This window comes from Sphingobium sp. TomTYG65, from assembly GCF_055395525.1.
Map to the genome: position 1 here is coordinate 691,859 of NZ_AP027330.1, position 13,375 is coordinate 705,233.

Here is a 13,375-nt window from a genome sequence, read left to right on the forward strand (position 1 = left end):
AGGAAAGTTGAGCCGAATTGCAGGCAGTAGGCAAGCGTGCTTTTACGCGACCGGTGGAATTTGCGCCGCATAATGCGGCAATTCAGGGTCCAGATGCGCCCAACCGGGCGCTGCGCTGGTCCAGATGACTGCCTCTGGCCCGATCAGGCCCGGATCATCCAGCGCACCCGCCCGAATGAAGGTCAGATGCGGCCGCGATTCGGCCATGCTGAACAACGGCGTCCCACACTCCGGGCAGAAACCGCGCCGCATCCTGTTGCCGCTGTCGGCGACGCTCTCGTGCCAGCGCACTTCGCCTTCCGTCTGGACACTCTCGGCAGGGAAGCAGACGTTCACCGTCGCCGAGCCCCCACCCAGATATTGGCACAGCCTGCACCAACACATCCGCGCTGCCAATGGCTCAGCTTCAATGCTGATCCGCACCGCCCCGCACAGGCATCCCGCATGATGTGTCATGATCCAGCCTCCATTCGTGCCGCGGACTTCACGCCGGCCACGCAACCCCGTTCGAAACCAACGGGAGCGGGGAAAAGATTAAGGCTAAGGCGCGGCAACGGCGCTTCGACCTTACCGCCCTTGCCGCCGCGCCATGAAGGCGAGCCGTTCGAACATCATAATATCCTGCTCATTCTTCAGCAGCGCGCCATGCAGCGGCGGGATCGCCTTCGTCGGATCGCGCTCCTGCAGCACGTCCAGCGGCATGTCTTCGTTAAGCAGCAGCTTCAACCAGTCGAGCAATTCGCTGGTGGAGGGCTTTTTCTTGAGCCCCGGTACGTCCCGGATCTCGTAGAAAATCTCTAGCGCCCGGTTCACCAATATCTTCTGGATGCCGGGGAAATGCACATCGATGATGGCCTGCATCGTCTCCCGGTCGGGGAATTTGATATAGTGGAAGAAGCAGCGCCGCAGGAAGGCGTCGGGCAGTTCCTTCTCATTGTTCGACGTGATGACGACCACTGGCCGTTCCTTCGCCGCGACCGTCTCGCCCGTCTCATAGACATGGAAGGCCATGCGATCGAGTTCCTGCAGCAGGTCGTTAGGAAACTCGATATCCGCCTTGTCGATCTCGTCGATCAGCAGCACCGGCAGGGTAGGGGAGGTGAACGCCTCCCACAGCTTGCCCTTGCGGATATAGTTGCCGATGTCATGAACGCGCGGATCGCCCAGTTGCCCGTCACGCAGGCGCGCCACCGCGTCATATTCATACAGGCCCTGATGCGCCTTGGTCGTCGATTTGACGTTCCATTCGATCAGCGGGGCGTTCAGCGCCTTGGCGATCTCCTGCGCCAGCACCGTCTTGCCCGTGCCCGGCTCGCCCTTCACCAGCAGCGGGCGGCGCAGCAGCACCGCAGCGTTCACCGCGACCTTCAGGTCGTCGGTTGCGACATAATCTTCCGTACCTTCAAACCGCATGAGCCCGTTTCGCTTTCCTGTCCTCTCTTCGGAACTAGGGAAAGCGGATCAGCGCCGCAATGCGTTTATCGTTTCTGCCGCCGTATCTCGGCCCGCGCTTGCAACAGGTCCCACAGGCCGCGCTGCTGGCTCAGCAATTGGCGTGCTCCGAACTGGATCGCACGGTCAGTGGCGTCGTCGCCACCGATCGCCCGCGCGACGCTAAAGGTCGCGGCCCGGTCTGGCAGATCGCTCGCATGGGGTTCCAGCCCCACTCGGATCGCCGCCATATCCAGAATGTGCCGCACCGCCTGCCAGTCGAGCAACAGAGCGATCGCCGCGCCCATTGCGCAGCCCCGCCGGTCCGATTGCGCCAGCATGTCCAACGCATGACGCTGCTGGCTGACGATCGCCTCGCAGTCGCTCTGTCCGGCCGTGCTCGGCACTGGTCCCACTGCCACCGTCACCTGCGTCAGATAGGCGCGCTCGCGGGCAAAGGCGTCCGCCGCCTGCACCAACCATGCCCGCGCAGCATTGTCCGCCGATCGCGTTGCGGCATGATCGATTACGCCCGGATGGCGGCCATGCAGCAGGCAAAGATAGTGGGCTGCGTCGGCAAGGTCGGGCAGCGTCAGCACCGCGTCGCGGCCGATCCCGGCCCGCGCGCTGCTCGCATGGGCATGACCCGCTGTCCCGTCGGCTGCTACGAGCGCCTCGACCACCTGAGATATGTCGCCCGTCACCAGGCGTGCTGCTGCTTCGTTCATCGTCAACCCCTGCGCGGCCGCCAGCGCCATTGCGGCCGTTTCCGGCACCATAGGGAAGCGAGGTAAAAGAGGGGTTTATGCGGTTAAAAAAAGGGCGGCCCGCGAGCCGCCCTTCCTGTCATTTCGCCGTGCCTCAGCCTCTATTGATCGAGGAAGCTGCGCATCTTGCGGCTGCGGCTGGGGTGCTTCAGCTTGCGCAGCGCCTTAGCCTCGATCTGGCGGATACGTTCTCGGGTCACGCTGAACTGCTGGCCCACTTCCTCCAGCGTATGGTCGGTGTTCATGCCGATGCCGAAACGCATGCGCAGCACGCGTTCCTCACGCGGCGTCAGCGAAGCCAGGACCCGCGTCACGGTTTCCTTGAGGTTCGCCTGGATCGCCGCATCCACGGGGATAATCGCATTCTTGTCCTCGATGAAATCGCCCAGGTGCGAATCCTCCTCATCGCCGATCGGCGTTTCAAGGGAGATCGGCTCCTTGGCGATCTTCATCACCTTGCGCACCTTCTCCAGCGGCATGGAAAGGCGCTCGGCCATTTCCTCCGGAGTCGGTTCGCGGCCCTGCTCGTGCAGGAACTGGCGAGACGTGCGCACCAGTTTGTTGATCGTCTCGATCATGTGGACCGGAATACGAATGGTGCGCGCCTGATCCGCGATCGACCGGGTGATCGCCTGACGGATCCACCAGGTCGCGTAAGTGCTGAACTTGTAGCCGCGGCGATATTCGAACTTATCGACCGCCTTCATCAGGCCGATATTGCCTTCCTGAATAAGATCAAGGAATTGCAGGCCGCGGTTCGTATATTTTTTAGCGATGGAGATGACGAGGCGCAGGTTCGCCTCCACCATTTCCTTCTTCGCGATACGCGCCTCGCGCTCGCCCTTCTGCACCATGTTCACGATGCGGCGGAACTCGTTCAGCGACATGCCGGTCGCCTGCGCGATCTCGCTCACCTCGGTACGGATACGCTCCACCGCGCGCCCTTCGGCAGCGGCAAAGGCAGCCCATTTCTTGTCGATGCCAGCGACCTTGTCCATCCAGCCGTCGTCCAGCTCATGGTTCACATAGCGGTCGAGGAAGTCCTTCCGGCTCACCTTGTGCCGCTCCGCCAGGCGCAGCATCTGCCCGCCCAGCGCGGTCAGGCGCCGGTTATAGGCATAGAGCTGATCGACCAGATATTCGATCTTCTGCTGGTGGAACTGCACGCTTTCGACTTCGGCAGTCAGCTGCTCGCGCAGTTCCTGATAGTCGTCCTCCGCCTTCTGGCTCAGCGTTTCGCCATTGGCCATGGCGGCCATGCGCGATTCCTGCGCGCGCGAGAAGGTGCGGAAAATCTCCGTGATGGTCGCGAATTTCTCCAGCGCCATCGGCTTCAATGTCTCTTCCATCTGGGCGAGGGAGAGGGTGTTGTCTTCCTCCTCTTCCTCTTCCACCCGGCGAGCGCGGCGCTCGGTCAGGCCGTCCTCATCCTCGTCGGAATCGGCGGCCTCTTCCTCGGGCTCTTCCTCTTCCTTGAAGCTGGGGCCAGCGGTCTTTTCGCTGATTTCGCCATCATCATCCTCGGCGCCCTCTTCCAGATTCTCCGGAGCAGGGTCCTTGGACAGCATCGCATCGAGATCGAGGATCTCGCGCAGCTGCATCTCGCCATTGTTAAGCGCGGTCGACCATTCGATGATTGCGTTGAAGGTCGTCGGGCTTTCGCACAGCCCCAGGATCATCGTGTCGCGCCCGGCCTCGATGCGCTTGGCGATGGCGATTTCGCCCTCACGGCTCAGCAGCTCGACCGCCCCCATTTCGCGCAGATACATGCGCACGGGGTCGTCGGTGCGATCGACCGTTTCCTTCTTCTTCTCGGCTACGGGACGCGGCGATCCGTCGTCCTCGGCGCTCTCGTCGCTGCTGTCGTCATCGCTGTCGTCGCGCTGATCCTCGCCGTCCTCGCTGGCTTCCTCATTCTCGACGATGTTCACGCCCATTTCGTTGAGCGCGGCCATGATGTCTTCGATCTGCTCGGAGGACATCTGGTCCTGCGGCAGGGCATCGTTCAGCTCGTCATAGGTGATGTAGCCGCGCTTCTTCGCGCGCGCGATCAGCTTCTTGACCGACGCCTCGTTCAGATCAAGGAGCGGCGCATCGCCGGTATCCACATCCTCGCCCGCACCCTTGCCTGTCGCCTTGCTCGCCATCTATTCGCCTTAATTCCATCGTCCCAACCGGGACGAATCAAATAATATCTTCGGACTGCGCCAGTTCCGCCAAGCGCCGGTCATGGTCCATCTTCATGCGATGAACCCGCTGCTGCTCGGCAAAGGTTTCCTCGTTGAGGTCTTCCTTCGCTCTTCTGGTGGCTTCCGCCAGCGCCGTCTCCAACTCCGGTCCTTGCGCCATCACCCGGATAGCCTCCTCCAAATCGCGCTGCACGCGATCCGAGTCGGTCTTCATCCTGTTGGGGGTGAATGTGAACGTGTCGGCCCGGAGCATCCCCTTTGCCATATTATACACTTCACCTTGGCCCAATATGGTAAGGAGGCCCTCGGTTTCAACTGTTTCTTGCGCGAAGGACGCCGCCACCATCGCGCGCAGCAATGCGGCCAAGGCCGAATCGCCGATATGGAGCGCTGAAAGCATCTCGCGATGCAGCACGATCTGCTCCGGATGGCGCAGCAGGCTCGCCAGCACCGCGCGCAACAACCGCTGTTCCATGCCGCTGACGCCGATCGCCCGCGCTTCGCTCCCTACCGGGGGCAGGGGAGGCTTCCAGTTGCCCCGCCGGTCCTTCTGCCACCCTTGTCGAGCTCCGCCGCCGCGCTGATAACGGCCGCCGCCGCCTTGTGCAGGCCGGGCAAAGAACAGGGCGTCGTAACGCTGCCGGAATATCTGCACATAATGCGCCCGCACATCAGGATGCCCGATGGCATCGGTGATAGCGCCCAGCCGCTGCTTTAATGCCGCGCGTTGCTCGGGCGTATCGAGCGGGGCTGCATTCTGCTCATGCGTCCAAAGCCGTTCGACCAATGGCTCCGCTGCGCTCAGCACCTGTTCTATCGCCGCCGGTCCCTCGGCCCGGATCAGATCGTCCGGGTCTTGGCCCGCAGGCAGGGTGGCAAAGGCCAAACTCATGCCCGGCCGCAATAGCGGCAGCGCCCGCGTGGCCGCCCGGATCGCCGCTTTCTGGCCCGCTGCGTCTCCGTCGAAGCAGAGGATCGGTACGTCCACCATCTTCCACAGCCGCTCGATCTGATGTTCGGTGAGCGCGGTGCCCAGCGGCGCGACCGCCTCGCCAAACCCGGCTTGGGCTAGCGCGATGACGTCCATATAGCCCTCGACCACGATTGCCCGCCCGCTCTGGCGGCTGGCGGGGGAGGCGCGATCGATATTGTAGAGCGTCCGCCCCTTGTCGAAGAGCGGCGTGTCGGGCGAGTTCAGATATTTGGGCTCTCCCTGCCCAAGAATGCGCCCGCCAAAAGCGATGACGCGTCCGCGAATGTCGCGGATCGGCAGCATCAGGCGGCCTCGGAAGCGGTCATAACTGTCACGCTTTCGACTGTTTCCGCCATCCGCTTCGCCGGCCTGCGGGTCGATCAGCAATCCCGCCTCAATCAGCATCGGCTCGCCAAATTCGCTCAGCGCGCCCTTCAGCTTCCCCTTTGAATCTGCCGAAAACCCGAAGCCAAAGGCTCGCCGCGTAGCCTCGCTGATCCCGCGCCGTTTGAGATAATCGCGCGCCTCCACACCCTCCATCCCGCCAAGCTGCTCCTCGAACAAGGCCTGCGCAGCTGCCATGACGTCATGCAGACCCTTGGCCTTTTCAGCTCGCTTCGCCATGCGCGGATCGGGCGCAGGCACATCCATCCCGGCCGTGGCCGCAAGCTCCTTCACCGCCTCCATGAAGGGCAGGCCGCGCTGGTCCGTCATCCACCGGATGGCGTCCCCATGCGCTCCGCACCCGAAGCAGTGATAGAAACCCTTCTCGTCATTGATCGTGAAGCTGGGCGTCTTCTCATTATGAAAGGGACAGCAGGCCTTATACTCCCGCCCCGCCTTCTGCACCTTCACCGTCCGCCCGATCAGGGTGGACAGCGAAGTGCGCATGCGCAGTTCATCGAGAAAGGCGGGGGACAGGCTCACTATTAGAGCCCCTCCCTTCCAAGGGAGGGGTTGGCGTGGGTGATCTTCTGCCTCTCCGGCAACGCGCTTGCACGCTCAACAATGAAGCTCAGCACGCCCTCAAGATTATCCCGAACATCCCTATTGGAAAAGCGGAGCACTACATAACCTTGATGGGCGAGGTCGAAGTCGCGATCTCTATCGCGCTCCAGATCATGCAGGTCGTCATCCACTTCGACGATCAAGCCGACGGAGGGGCAAAGGAAGTCACAGATGTAAGGCTCGATGACGGCTTGCCTGCGAAATTTGAGCCCGCCTAATTGCGAAGCTCGAAGCGCCCCCCAAAGGCGTCGTTCATAATCGGTAGGTTCGCGCCGCACGTCGCGCGCGTATCGGCCTAGCCCTGCATTGATGCGTAGCGCCATCACCCACCCCAACCCCTCCCTTGGAAGGGAGGGGCTTCATCATGTCAGCTAAGCGCCGCCTTAACCAGCCCGCTAGCCTTGCTCATATCAATCACAGCCCCATGCCGTTCTTTCAGCACGGCCATGACCTTCCCCATATCCTTGACGCTGCTGGCCCCGACCTCGGCCTTGATCGCCTCGATCGCAGACTTGGTCTCATCCTCGCTCAGCTGTTGCGGCAGGAAGCTTTCGATCACCGTCAGTTCCGCCTGTTCCTTTGCAGCCAGCTCGTCCCGCCCGCCGCTCTTGAACATGTCGATCGATTCGCGCCGCTGCTTGACCATCTTCTGCAGCACCTCGACCACGACAGTGTCGTCGTCCGGTACGCTGGACGCTGTGCGCAATTCGATGTCCCGGTCCTTCAGCTTGGCGAGAATTAGCCGGACGGCGGCCAGGCGTTCCTTTTCTCCGGCCTTCATCGCTTCGACCTGGGCGCTCTTTACCTTCTCGCGAATCATGGCGACACGAATCCTGTGCTACGGGAAAAGACCAGATATAATGCGAAAAGAGATTTTTAACAGCGGTTGACCGCGGGGCTTCACAAGCATAGGTGACCGGCCGTTTAACCCGCTGCAGACGGGTTCCCGCAAAAACATGAAGGACGCTACTACCATGGCTGATGCCAAGACCCTCACCGTGCCCAAAGGAGCGACAGGGGTACTGGTATTTGCTGATGGCAGCGCGGTCTTCGGCCGCGGTTTCGGGGCTGTCGGCGACGCGGTCGGCGAACTTTGCTTCAACACCGCCATGACCGGCTATCAGGAAGTGATGACCGACCCCAGCTATGCCGGGCAGATCGTCACCTTCACCTTCCCGCATATCGGTAATGTCGGCACGAACCTGGATGACGTCGAAGCGGATAATCCCTTCGCCCTTGGCTGCGTCGTCCGTCAGGACGTGACCGAGCCCAGCAACTTCCGCAATGTCGAACCCTTCGATCAGTGGATGAAGGAAAATGGCCGCATCGGCCTCTCCGGCGTCGACACCCGCGCGCTGACGCGCATGATCCGTCTCAAGGGCGCGCCCAATGTCGTCATCGCCCATGATCCGGAAGGGAATTTCGACCTCGCCGCGCTGGCTGACAAGGCTGCGAGCTGGCCCGGCCTTGAAGGCATGGACCTCGCGATCGAAGTGACGGGCAAGGAAAGCCGCCTCTGGAAGGACGGTGTGTGGAAGCTCGGCGATGGCTATGGCCTTGGCGAAGCGGGCGATGAACGCCCCCATGTCGTCGCCATCGACTATGGTGCGAAGAACAACATCTTCCGCAACCTGGTAAAGGCTGGAGCCCGCGTCACCGTGTTGCCCGCCACCGCCAGCTATGAACAGGTAATGGAACAGAAGCCCGACGGCGTCTTCCTCTCCAACGGTCCCGGCGACCCCGCCGCGACCGGCGAATATGCCGTTCCTGTCATCCAGAAGGTTCTCGAAGCCGACCTGCCCGTCTTCGGTATTTGCCTTGGCCACCAGATGCTGGCGTTGGCCGCAGGGGCAAAGACCGTGAAGATGCACCAGGGCCATCGCGGCGCCAATCACCCGGTGAAGCGCCTCTCGGACGGTCTGGTCGAGATCACCTCGATGAATCACGGCTTCGCGGTCGACAGCGATACGCTGCCCCCGAACGTCAAACCGACCCATGTTTCGCTCTTTGATGGTAGCAACTGCGGCATAGAAATAACTGATAAGAAAGCATTTTCTGTTCAGTACCACCCGGAGGCATCGCCCGGTCCGCAGGACAGCTTCTACCTCTTCCAGCGCTTCGTCGAAGGTCTCTCCAAGTGACCGCAAATTTCGTTTTTCTCGCCAATTCCTTCATTAAAAAGAGAGCATAATGCCCAAGCGCACCGACATCTCGTCCATCCTGATCATCGGCGCCGGCCCGATCATCATCGGCCAGGCTTGCGAGTTCGACTATTCGGGCACTCAAGCGGTGAAGGCGCTGAAGGAAGAAGGCTATCGCATCATCCTGGTGAACTCCAACCCGGCCACCATCATGACGGACCCGGAGTTTGCGGACGCGACCTATGTCGAACCGATCACGCCCGAAATCGTGGCGAAGATCATCGAAAAGGAACGCCCTGACGCGGTCCTGCCCACCATGGGCGGTCAGACTGCGCTCAACACCGCGCTGGCGCTCTTCAATGACGGCACGCTCGACAAGTTCGGCGTCAAGATGATCGGCGCTGACGCCCAGGCCATCGACAAGGCAGAAGATCGCCTCAAGTTCCGCGATGCGATGGACAAGATCGGCCTGGAATCCGCCCGTTCGTGCATTGCCCATACGATGGAAGAGGCGCTGGACGCGCTGGAGTTCACTGGTCTCCCTTCGATCATCCGCCCCAGCTTCACGCTCGGCGGCACCGGCGGCGGCGTCGCCTATAATAGGGAAGAGTTCAAGCGGATCGTCGCCGAAGGGCTCGACGCGTCGCCCACGACCGAAGTCCTGATCGAGGAATCGCTCCTCGGCTGGAAGGAATATGAGATGGAAGTCGTGCGGGATCGCAATGACAACGCCATCATCATCTGTTCGATCGAAAATGTCGATCCGATGGGCGTCCATACCGGAGACTCCATCACTGTCGCTCCCGCGCTGACGCTGACCGACAAGGAATATCAGATCATGCGCAACGCGAGCATCGCGGTGCTGCGTGAGATCGGCGTCGAAACCGGCGGCTCCAACGTCCAGTTCGCGGTCAATCCGAAGGACGGCCGCCTCGTCGTCATCGAAATGAACCCGCGCGTCTCGCGTTCGTCGGCACTGGCCTCGAAGGCGACCGGCTTCCCGATCGCCAAGGTCGCCGCCAAGCTGGCCGTCGGCTACACGCTGGACGAGATCGAAAACGACATCACCGGCGCGACACCCGCCAGCTTCGAACCCACTATCGACTATGTAGTGACCAAGATCCCGCGTTTCGCCTTTGAAAAGTTCAAGGGCTCCGAACCGCTGCTCGGCACCGCGATGAAGTCGGTGGGCGAGGTGATGGCGATCGGCCGCAACATCCATGAATCGATGCAGAAGGCGCTGCGGGGTCTGGAAACCGGGCTGTGCGGCTTCAACGAAGTGGAGCATCTGGTCGGCGCACCTAAGGACGACATCATCGCCGCCCTCGCTCAGCCGACACCGGATCGCCTGCTGGTCGCGGCCCAGGCTCTTCGCGAAGGGCTGACTGTCGCGGAAATCCATTCGGTTGCGAAATATGATCCGTGGTTCCTTGAGCGCATCAAGGAAATCGTCGACGCCGAAGCTGAAGTGCTGGATCATGGCTTGCCGCAGGATGCGGAGGGCATGCGTCGTTTGAAGGCGATGGGCTTTGCTGACAAGCGCCTCGCTTATCTCGCGCTCAAGTCCGCCAATCTGCGCGGCATGGAACGCGGCATCGCGCGCGGATCGGGCCTGATCCATGAAGCGGTAAAGGCCATGACCGGCGGCGTTACCGAAGATGAGGTGCGCGCGCTCCGCCATAAGCTGGGCATCCGTCCGGTCTTCAAGCGCATCGACACTTGCGCCGCCGAGTTCGAGGCGAAGACGCCCTATATGTATTCGACCTACGAAGCACCGATCTTCGGCGAGGCCGAAAATGAGGCTGCTCCAAGCGACCGTAAGAAGGTTGTGATCCTCGGCGGGGGGCCCAATCGTATCGGGCAGGGCATCGAGTTCGACTATTGCTGCGTCCATGCCTGTTTCGCGCTGGCGGACGCAGGCTTTGAGACGATCATGGTCAACTGCAACCCGGAAACCGTTTCGACCGACTATGATACGTCCGACCGTCTCTATTTCGAACCGCTGACGGCGGAAGACGTCCTGGAAATTCTAAGTGTCGAAATGTCGAATGGCACTTTGGCCGGGGTGATCGTCCAGTTCGGCGGCCAGACCCCGCTCAAATTGGCGCAAGCGCTGGAGAATGCGGGTATCCCGATCCTGGGTACCTCGCCCGATGCCATCGACCTGGCAGAGGACCGTGAGCGTTTCGCCGCTCTTATCGACAAGCTCAAGCTGCGGCAGCCCGCCAATGGCATCGCGCGAAGCCGTGAGGAGGCGATCGCCGTCGCCAACCGCATCGGCTATCCGGTGTTGATGCGCCCCTCCTACGTCCTGGGCGGCCGCGCCATGGAGATCGTCGACGGGCAGGCGCAGTTGGAAGAGTATATCGCCACCGCTGTTCAAGTGTCGGGCGATTCGCCGGTCCTGATCGACCAATATCTGCGTGACGCCGTTGAAGTCGATGTCGATGCACTTTGCGACGGCGATGACGTCGTGGTCGCGGGCGTGCTTCAGCATATCGAAGAGGCTGGCGTTCACTCGGGCGACAGCGCCTGCTCTCTGCCACCTTACAGCCTTTCCGATGAGGTCATTGCGGATATCGAGCGTCAGGCGGACGTTCTCGCCCGCGCGCTCTCTGTCCGCGGCCTCATGAACATCCAGTTCGCGGTCAAGGACGGGGTAGTGTACCTGATCGAGGTCAACCCGCGCGCCAGCCGCACTGTGCCCTTCGTGGCCAAGGCGATCGGCACGCCCATCGCCAAGATCGCCAGCCGCGTCATGGCGGGCGAGAAGCTCAAGGACCTGCCGAAGATCGACCGAAACGCGATTGATCATGTCGCGGTCAAGGAAGCCGTATTCCCGTTCGCACGCTTCCCCGGCGTTGATCCGGTTCTTTCGCCGGAAATGAAGAGCACCGGCGAAGTGATGGGCATCGACAGCAATTTCGCGACCGCTTTCGCCAAGGCTCAGCTCGGTGCCGGAACCGTGCTTCCGACCAGCGGCGCCGTGTTTATCTCGGTCAAGGACAGCGACAAGCCGGTGATTCTGCCTGCTGTGCGGAAGCTGCATGCGATGGGCTTTTCCATCGTCGCGACCGGAGGCACCGCGCGCTACCTGGAGGATAACGGCATCAGCGTAGAAACGGTGAACAAGGTCGCGCAGGGGCGCCCCCACATCGTTGACCGGATCACCGATGGGGCGGTGGACCTGATCGTGAACACGACCGAGGGCTGGCAATCGCTGAAGGACAGCAAGGCGATCCGTACCAGCGCCCTCCGTGCCAAGGTGGCGAGCTTCACCACGGCGGCCGCCAGCGTGGCGGCGGCGGACGCGATAGAGGCACTGCGTGGCCACGCCCTTGAAGTACGGTCGTTGCAGTCTTATTATCCAAGGCCGCAAGCCTGACCCCCTGCATCAGGAACCATGCTGCGGGCGGCCTCATGAGCGGGGCCGCCAAAGGGAAGTTTTGACAAAGGACCTGCGATAAATGGCGACCGTCGAAAAGATGCCGATGCTGCAGATGGGCTATGACAAGCTCAACGAGCAGCTACGCGAGTTAAAGGCTGAACGGCCTTTGATCGTGGACGCCATCGAAGAAGCGCGTGCCCATGGCGATCTTTCAGAAAATGCCGAATATCATGCGGCGAAGGAGCGGCAGGGTCAGGTTGAAGCGACAATCGCCGACCTTGAGGACAAGCTGTCACGGGCCCAGATCATCGATCCGAAGACCTTGTCAGGAGACAAGGTCGTTTTTGGTGCGACTGTCACGCTGCTTGATGAGGACGAAAAGCCGGTCAAATATCAAATCGTCGGCCAGGCCGAGGCGGACGCAAAGCTGGGCATGATCAGCTATAACAGCCCGCTTGGCCGTGCGCTGATCAGCCGCCAGGTCGGTGAAGAGGTTGAAGTCTCTGTGCCCTCGGGCGACAAATTCTACCTGATCGACAAAATCGACTTCATCTAATCGCGGTGAAGCTGCCGACCGGCCGAATGACCAACATAATCGCGGTGATCACGTTCGCCGCATTTATGCTGCTCTCTTTTACTGGGCAGGTGGACAATGCTGCTATCCTGGGCGGCTTCATTCCTGCCAGGATCGATGACCCCCAGCTTTTTGCGGGAGTTCTGGCGGTCCCGATCTGGCTGACGCCGCTTAGCTGCACCCTTATTCATGCTGGCTGGCTGCATATCGGCTTTAACCTGCTGATGCTCGTATTTTGCGGGCGGCAGGTCGAGCAGGTGTTGCAGAAGGGGGCCGTACTCACCTTGTATGTAGCGGGCGCCTATGGCGCGGCGCTGCTGCAATGGGCGGCAGGACCCTCATCGCCTAACCCGATGGTGGGAGCCAGTGGCGCGATTTCGGCTATTCTGGCGACCTACGCACTGCTTTATGGGCAGCGAACGGTACGGCGGATCGGCCCCTTTTCGGCCAATTTTCTACGCGTGCTCTGGCTGGCGGCGGGGTGGATCATCATCCAGTTGATGATCGGGCTTGCATCCGCGCGCGGTGGCCTTGGCGATCTTGGTCAGATTGCCATTGCCGCGCACATCGGCGGCTTTCTTATCGGCCTTGTGCTGACCCGGCCCTTGCTGCGCTGGCGCTTTCGCAAGGGACCTCAGCCTCTCGTCTGAATCTTATGCCTGCGGCAGTTCCGGCTCTAGCAGACGGTGCAGATGAACGATGACATAGCGCATTTCAGCGTCATCTACAGTGCGCTGTGCAGCGCCGCGCCAGGCGTTTTCCGCCGACGCATAGTCGGGATAAACCCCGACAAGTTCGATAGAGCTCAAATCCTCGAATTCCAGCGTCTGGGGATTTTTGACGCGTCCCCCCATGACCAAATGGAGTTTGCTCATAATTCATACTTCTCCCATGGAAGGAGTGT

At 61.3% G+C, this 13,375-nt stretch carries 12 protein-coding genes; 4 read left to right on the forward strand and 8 right to left on the reverse strand.

What is annotated here, in order from left to right:
- Positions 1 to 42: 42 nt before the first annotated feature.
- From ACZ5Y5_RS03475 to ACZ5Y5_RS03505, 7 genes are all read right to left on the reverse strand, one after another.
- Positions 43 to 456, reverse strand: coding sequence for a GFA family protein (locus ACZ5Y5_RS03475; protein WP_464809810.1), 414 nt, complete (start codon positions 454 to 456; stop codon positions 43 to 45).
- A gap of 111 nt (positions 457 to 567) precedes the next feature.
- Positions 568 to 1,413, reverse strand: a complete 846-nt coding sequence (locus ACZ5Y5_RS03480) for an AAA family ATPase (RefSeq protein WP_464809811.1) — start codon at positions 1,411 to 1,413, stop codon at positions 568 to 570.
- Between the two features lie 65 nt (positions 1,414 to 1,478).
- Positions 1,479 to 2,159 carry a DUF6975 family protein gene (locus ACZ5Y5_RS03485; protein WP_464810460.1) on the reverse strand — a complete coding sequence of 227 codons (681 nt, stop codon included), beginning with the start codon at positions 2,157 to 2,159 and terminating at the stop codon, positions 1,479 to 1,481.
- Between the two features lie 140 nt (positions 2,160 to 2,299).
- Positions 2,300 to 4,345 (reverse strand): RNA polymerase sigma factor RpoD, encoded by a 2,046-nt coding sequence (gene rpoD, locus ACZ5Y5_RS03490; RefSeq protein ID WP_464809812.1) that lies wholly within the window; start codon positions 4,343 to 4,345, stop codon positions 2,300 to 2,302.
- 37 nt (positions 4,346 to 4,382) lie between these two features.
- Entirely contained in the window at positions 4,383 to 6,287 is a 1,905-nt protein-coding gene (gene dnaG / locus ACZ5Y5_RS03495; protein WP_464809813.1) for a DNA primase, read from the reverse strand.
- A 2-nt stretch (positions 6,288 to 6,289) separates the two neighbouring features.
- Positions 6,290 to 6,691 (reverse strand): endonuclease domain-containing protein, encoded by a 402-nt coding sequence (locus tag ACZ5Y5_RS03500; RefSeq protein WP_464809814.1) that lies wholly within the window; start codon positions 6,689 to 6,691, stop codon positions 6,290 to 6,292.
- Between the two features lie 44 nt (positions 6,692 to 6,735).
- Positions 6,736 to 7,188: a GatB/YqeY domain-containing protein gene (locus ACZ5Y5_RS03505; RefSeq protein ID WP_464809815.1), complete on the reverse strand. Its 453-nt coding sequence runs from the start codon at positions 7,186 to 7,188 to the stop codon at positions 6,736 to 6,738.
- A 154-nt stretch (positions 7,189 to 7,342) separates the two neighbouring features.
- On the opposite strand from ACZ5Y5_RS03505, the gene carA reads away from it, so the two are divergent.
- From carA to ACZ5Y5_RS03525, 4 genes are all read left to right on the forward strand, one after another.
- Positions 7,343 to 8,509, forward strand: a complete 1,167-nt coding sequence (gene carA, locus ACZ5Y5_RS03510) for a glutamine-hydrolyzing carbamoyl-phosphate synthase small subunit (RefSeq protein ID WP_464809816.1) — start codon at positions 7,343 to 7,345, stop codon at positions 8,507 to 8,509.
- A 49-nt stretch (positions 8,510 to 8,558) separates the two neighbouring features.
- A complete protein-coding gene (carB, locus tag ACZ5Y5_RS03515; RefSeq protein WP_464809817.1) occupies positions 8,559 to 11,894 on the forward strand; it encodes a carbamoyl-phosphate synthase large subunit in 3,336 nt (1,111 codons plus the stop codon).
- Between the two features lie 82 nt (positions 11,895 to 11,976).
- Positions 11,977 to 12,453 (forward strand): transcription elongation factor GreA, encoded by a 477-nt coding sequence (greA, locus tag ACZ5Y5_RS03520; protein WP_464809818.1) that lies wholly within the window; start codon positions 11,977 to 11,979, stop codon positions 12,451 to 12,453.
- A gap of 26 nt (positions 12,454 to 12,479) precedes the next feature.
- Entirely contained in the window at positions 12,480 to 13,121 is a 642-nt protein-coding gene (locus ACZ5Y5_RS03525; RefSeq protein ID WP_464809819.1) for a rhomboid family intramembrane serine protease, read from the forward strand.
- 3 nt (positions 13,122 to 13,124) lie between these two features.
- Here the strand turns inward: ACZ5Y5_RS03525 and ACZ5Y5_RS03530 are convergent, their stop codons facing one another.
- The gene (locus ACZ5Y5_RS03530) at positions 13,125 to 13,346 is read right to left on the reverse strand and encodes a DUF4170 domain-containing protein (protein ID WP_464809820.1); all 222 of its coding nucleotides are present in this window, start codon (positions 13,344 to 13,346) and stop codon (positions 13,125 to 13,127) included.
- Between the last annotated feature and the right edge of the window lie 29 nt (positions 13,347 to 13,375).

Bases quoted from the DNA above. Each gene is read 5' to 3' on its own strand.
- ACZ5Y5_RS03475 (WP_464809810.1), bottom strand. From the start codon at position 456: ATGACACATCATGCGGGATGCCTGTGCGGGGCGGTGCGGATCAGCATT.
- ACZ5Y5_RS03480 (WP_464809811.1), bottom strand. From the start codon at position 1,413: ATGCGGTTTGAAGGTACGGAAGATTATGTCGCAACCGACGACCTGAAG.
- ACZ5Y5_RS03485 (WP_464810460.1), bottom strand. From the start codon at position 2,159: ATGAACGAAGCAGCAGCACGCCTGGTGACGGGCGACATATCTCAGGTG.
- rpoD (WP_464809812.1), bottom strand. From the start codon at position 4,345: ATGGCGAGCAAGGCGACAGGCAAGGGTGCGGGCGAGGATGTGGATACC.
- ACZ5Y5_RS03500 (WP_464809814.1), bottom strand. From the start codon at position 6,691: ATGGCGCTACGCATCAATGCAGGGCTAGGCCGATACGCGCGCGACGTG.
- ACZ5Y5_RS03505 (WP_464809815.1), bottom strand. From the start codon at position 7,188: ATGATTCGCGAGAAGGTAAAGAGCGCCCAGGTCGAAGCGATGAAGGCC.
- carA (WP_464809816.1), top strand. From the start codon at position 7,343: ATGGCTGATGCCAAGACCCTCACCGTGCCCAAAGGAGCGACAGGGGTA.
- carB (WP_464809817.1), top strand. From the start codon at position 8,559: ATGCCCAAGCGCACCGACATCTCGTCCATCCTGATCATCGGCGCCGGC.
- greA (WP_464809818.1), top strand. From the start codon at position 11,977: ATGGCGACCGTCGAAAAGATGCCGATGCTGCAGATGGGCTATGACAAG.
- ACZ5Y5_RS03525 (WP_464809819.1), top strand. From the start codon at position 12,480: ATGACCAACATAATCGCGGTGATCACGTTCGCCGCATTTATGCTGCTC.
- ACZ5Y5_RS03530 (WP_464809820.1), bottom strand. From the start codon at position 13,346: ATGAGCAAACTCCATTTGGTCATGGGGGGACGCGTCAAAAATCCCCAG.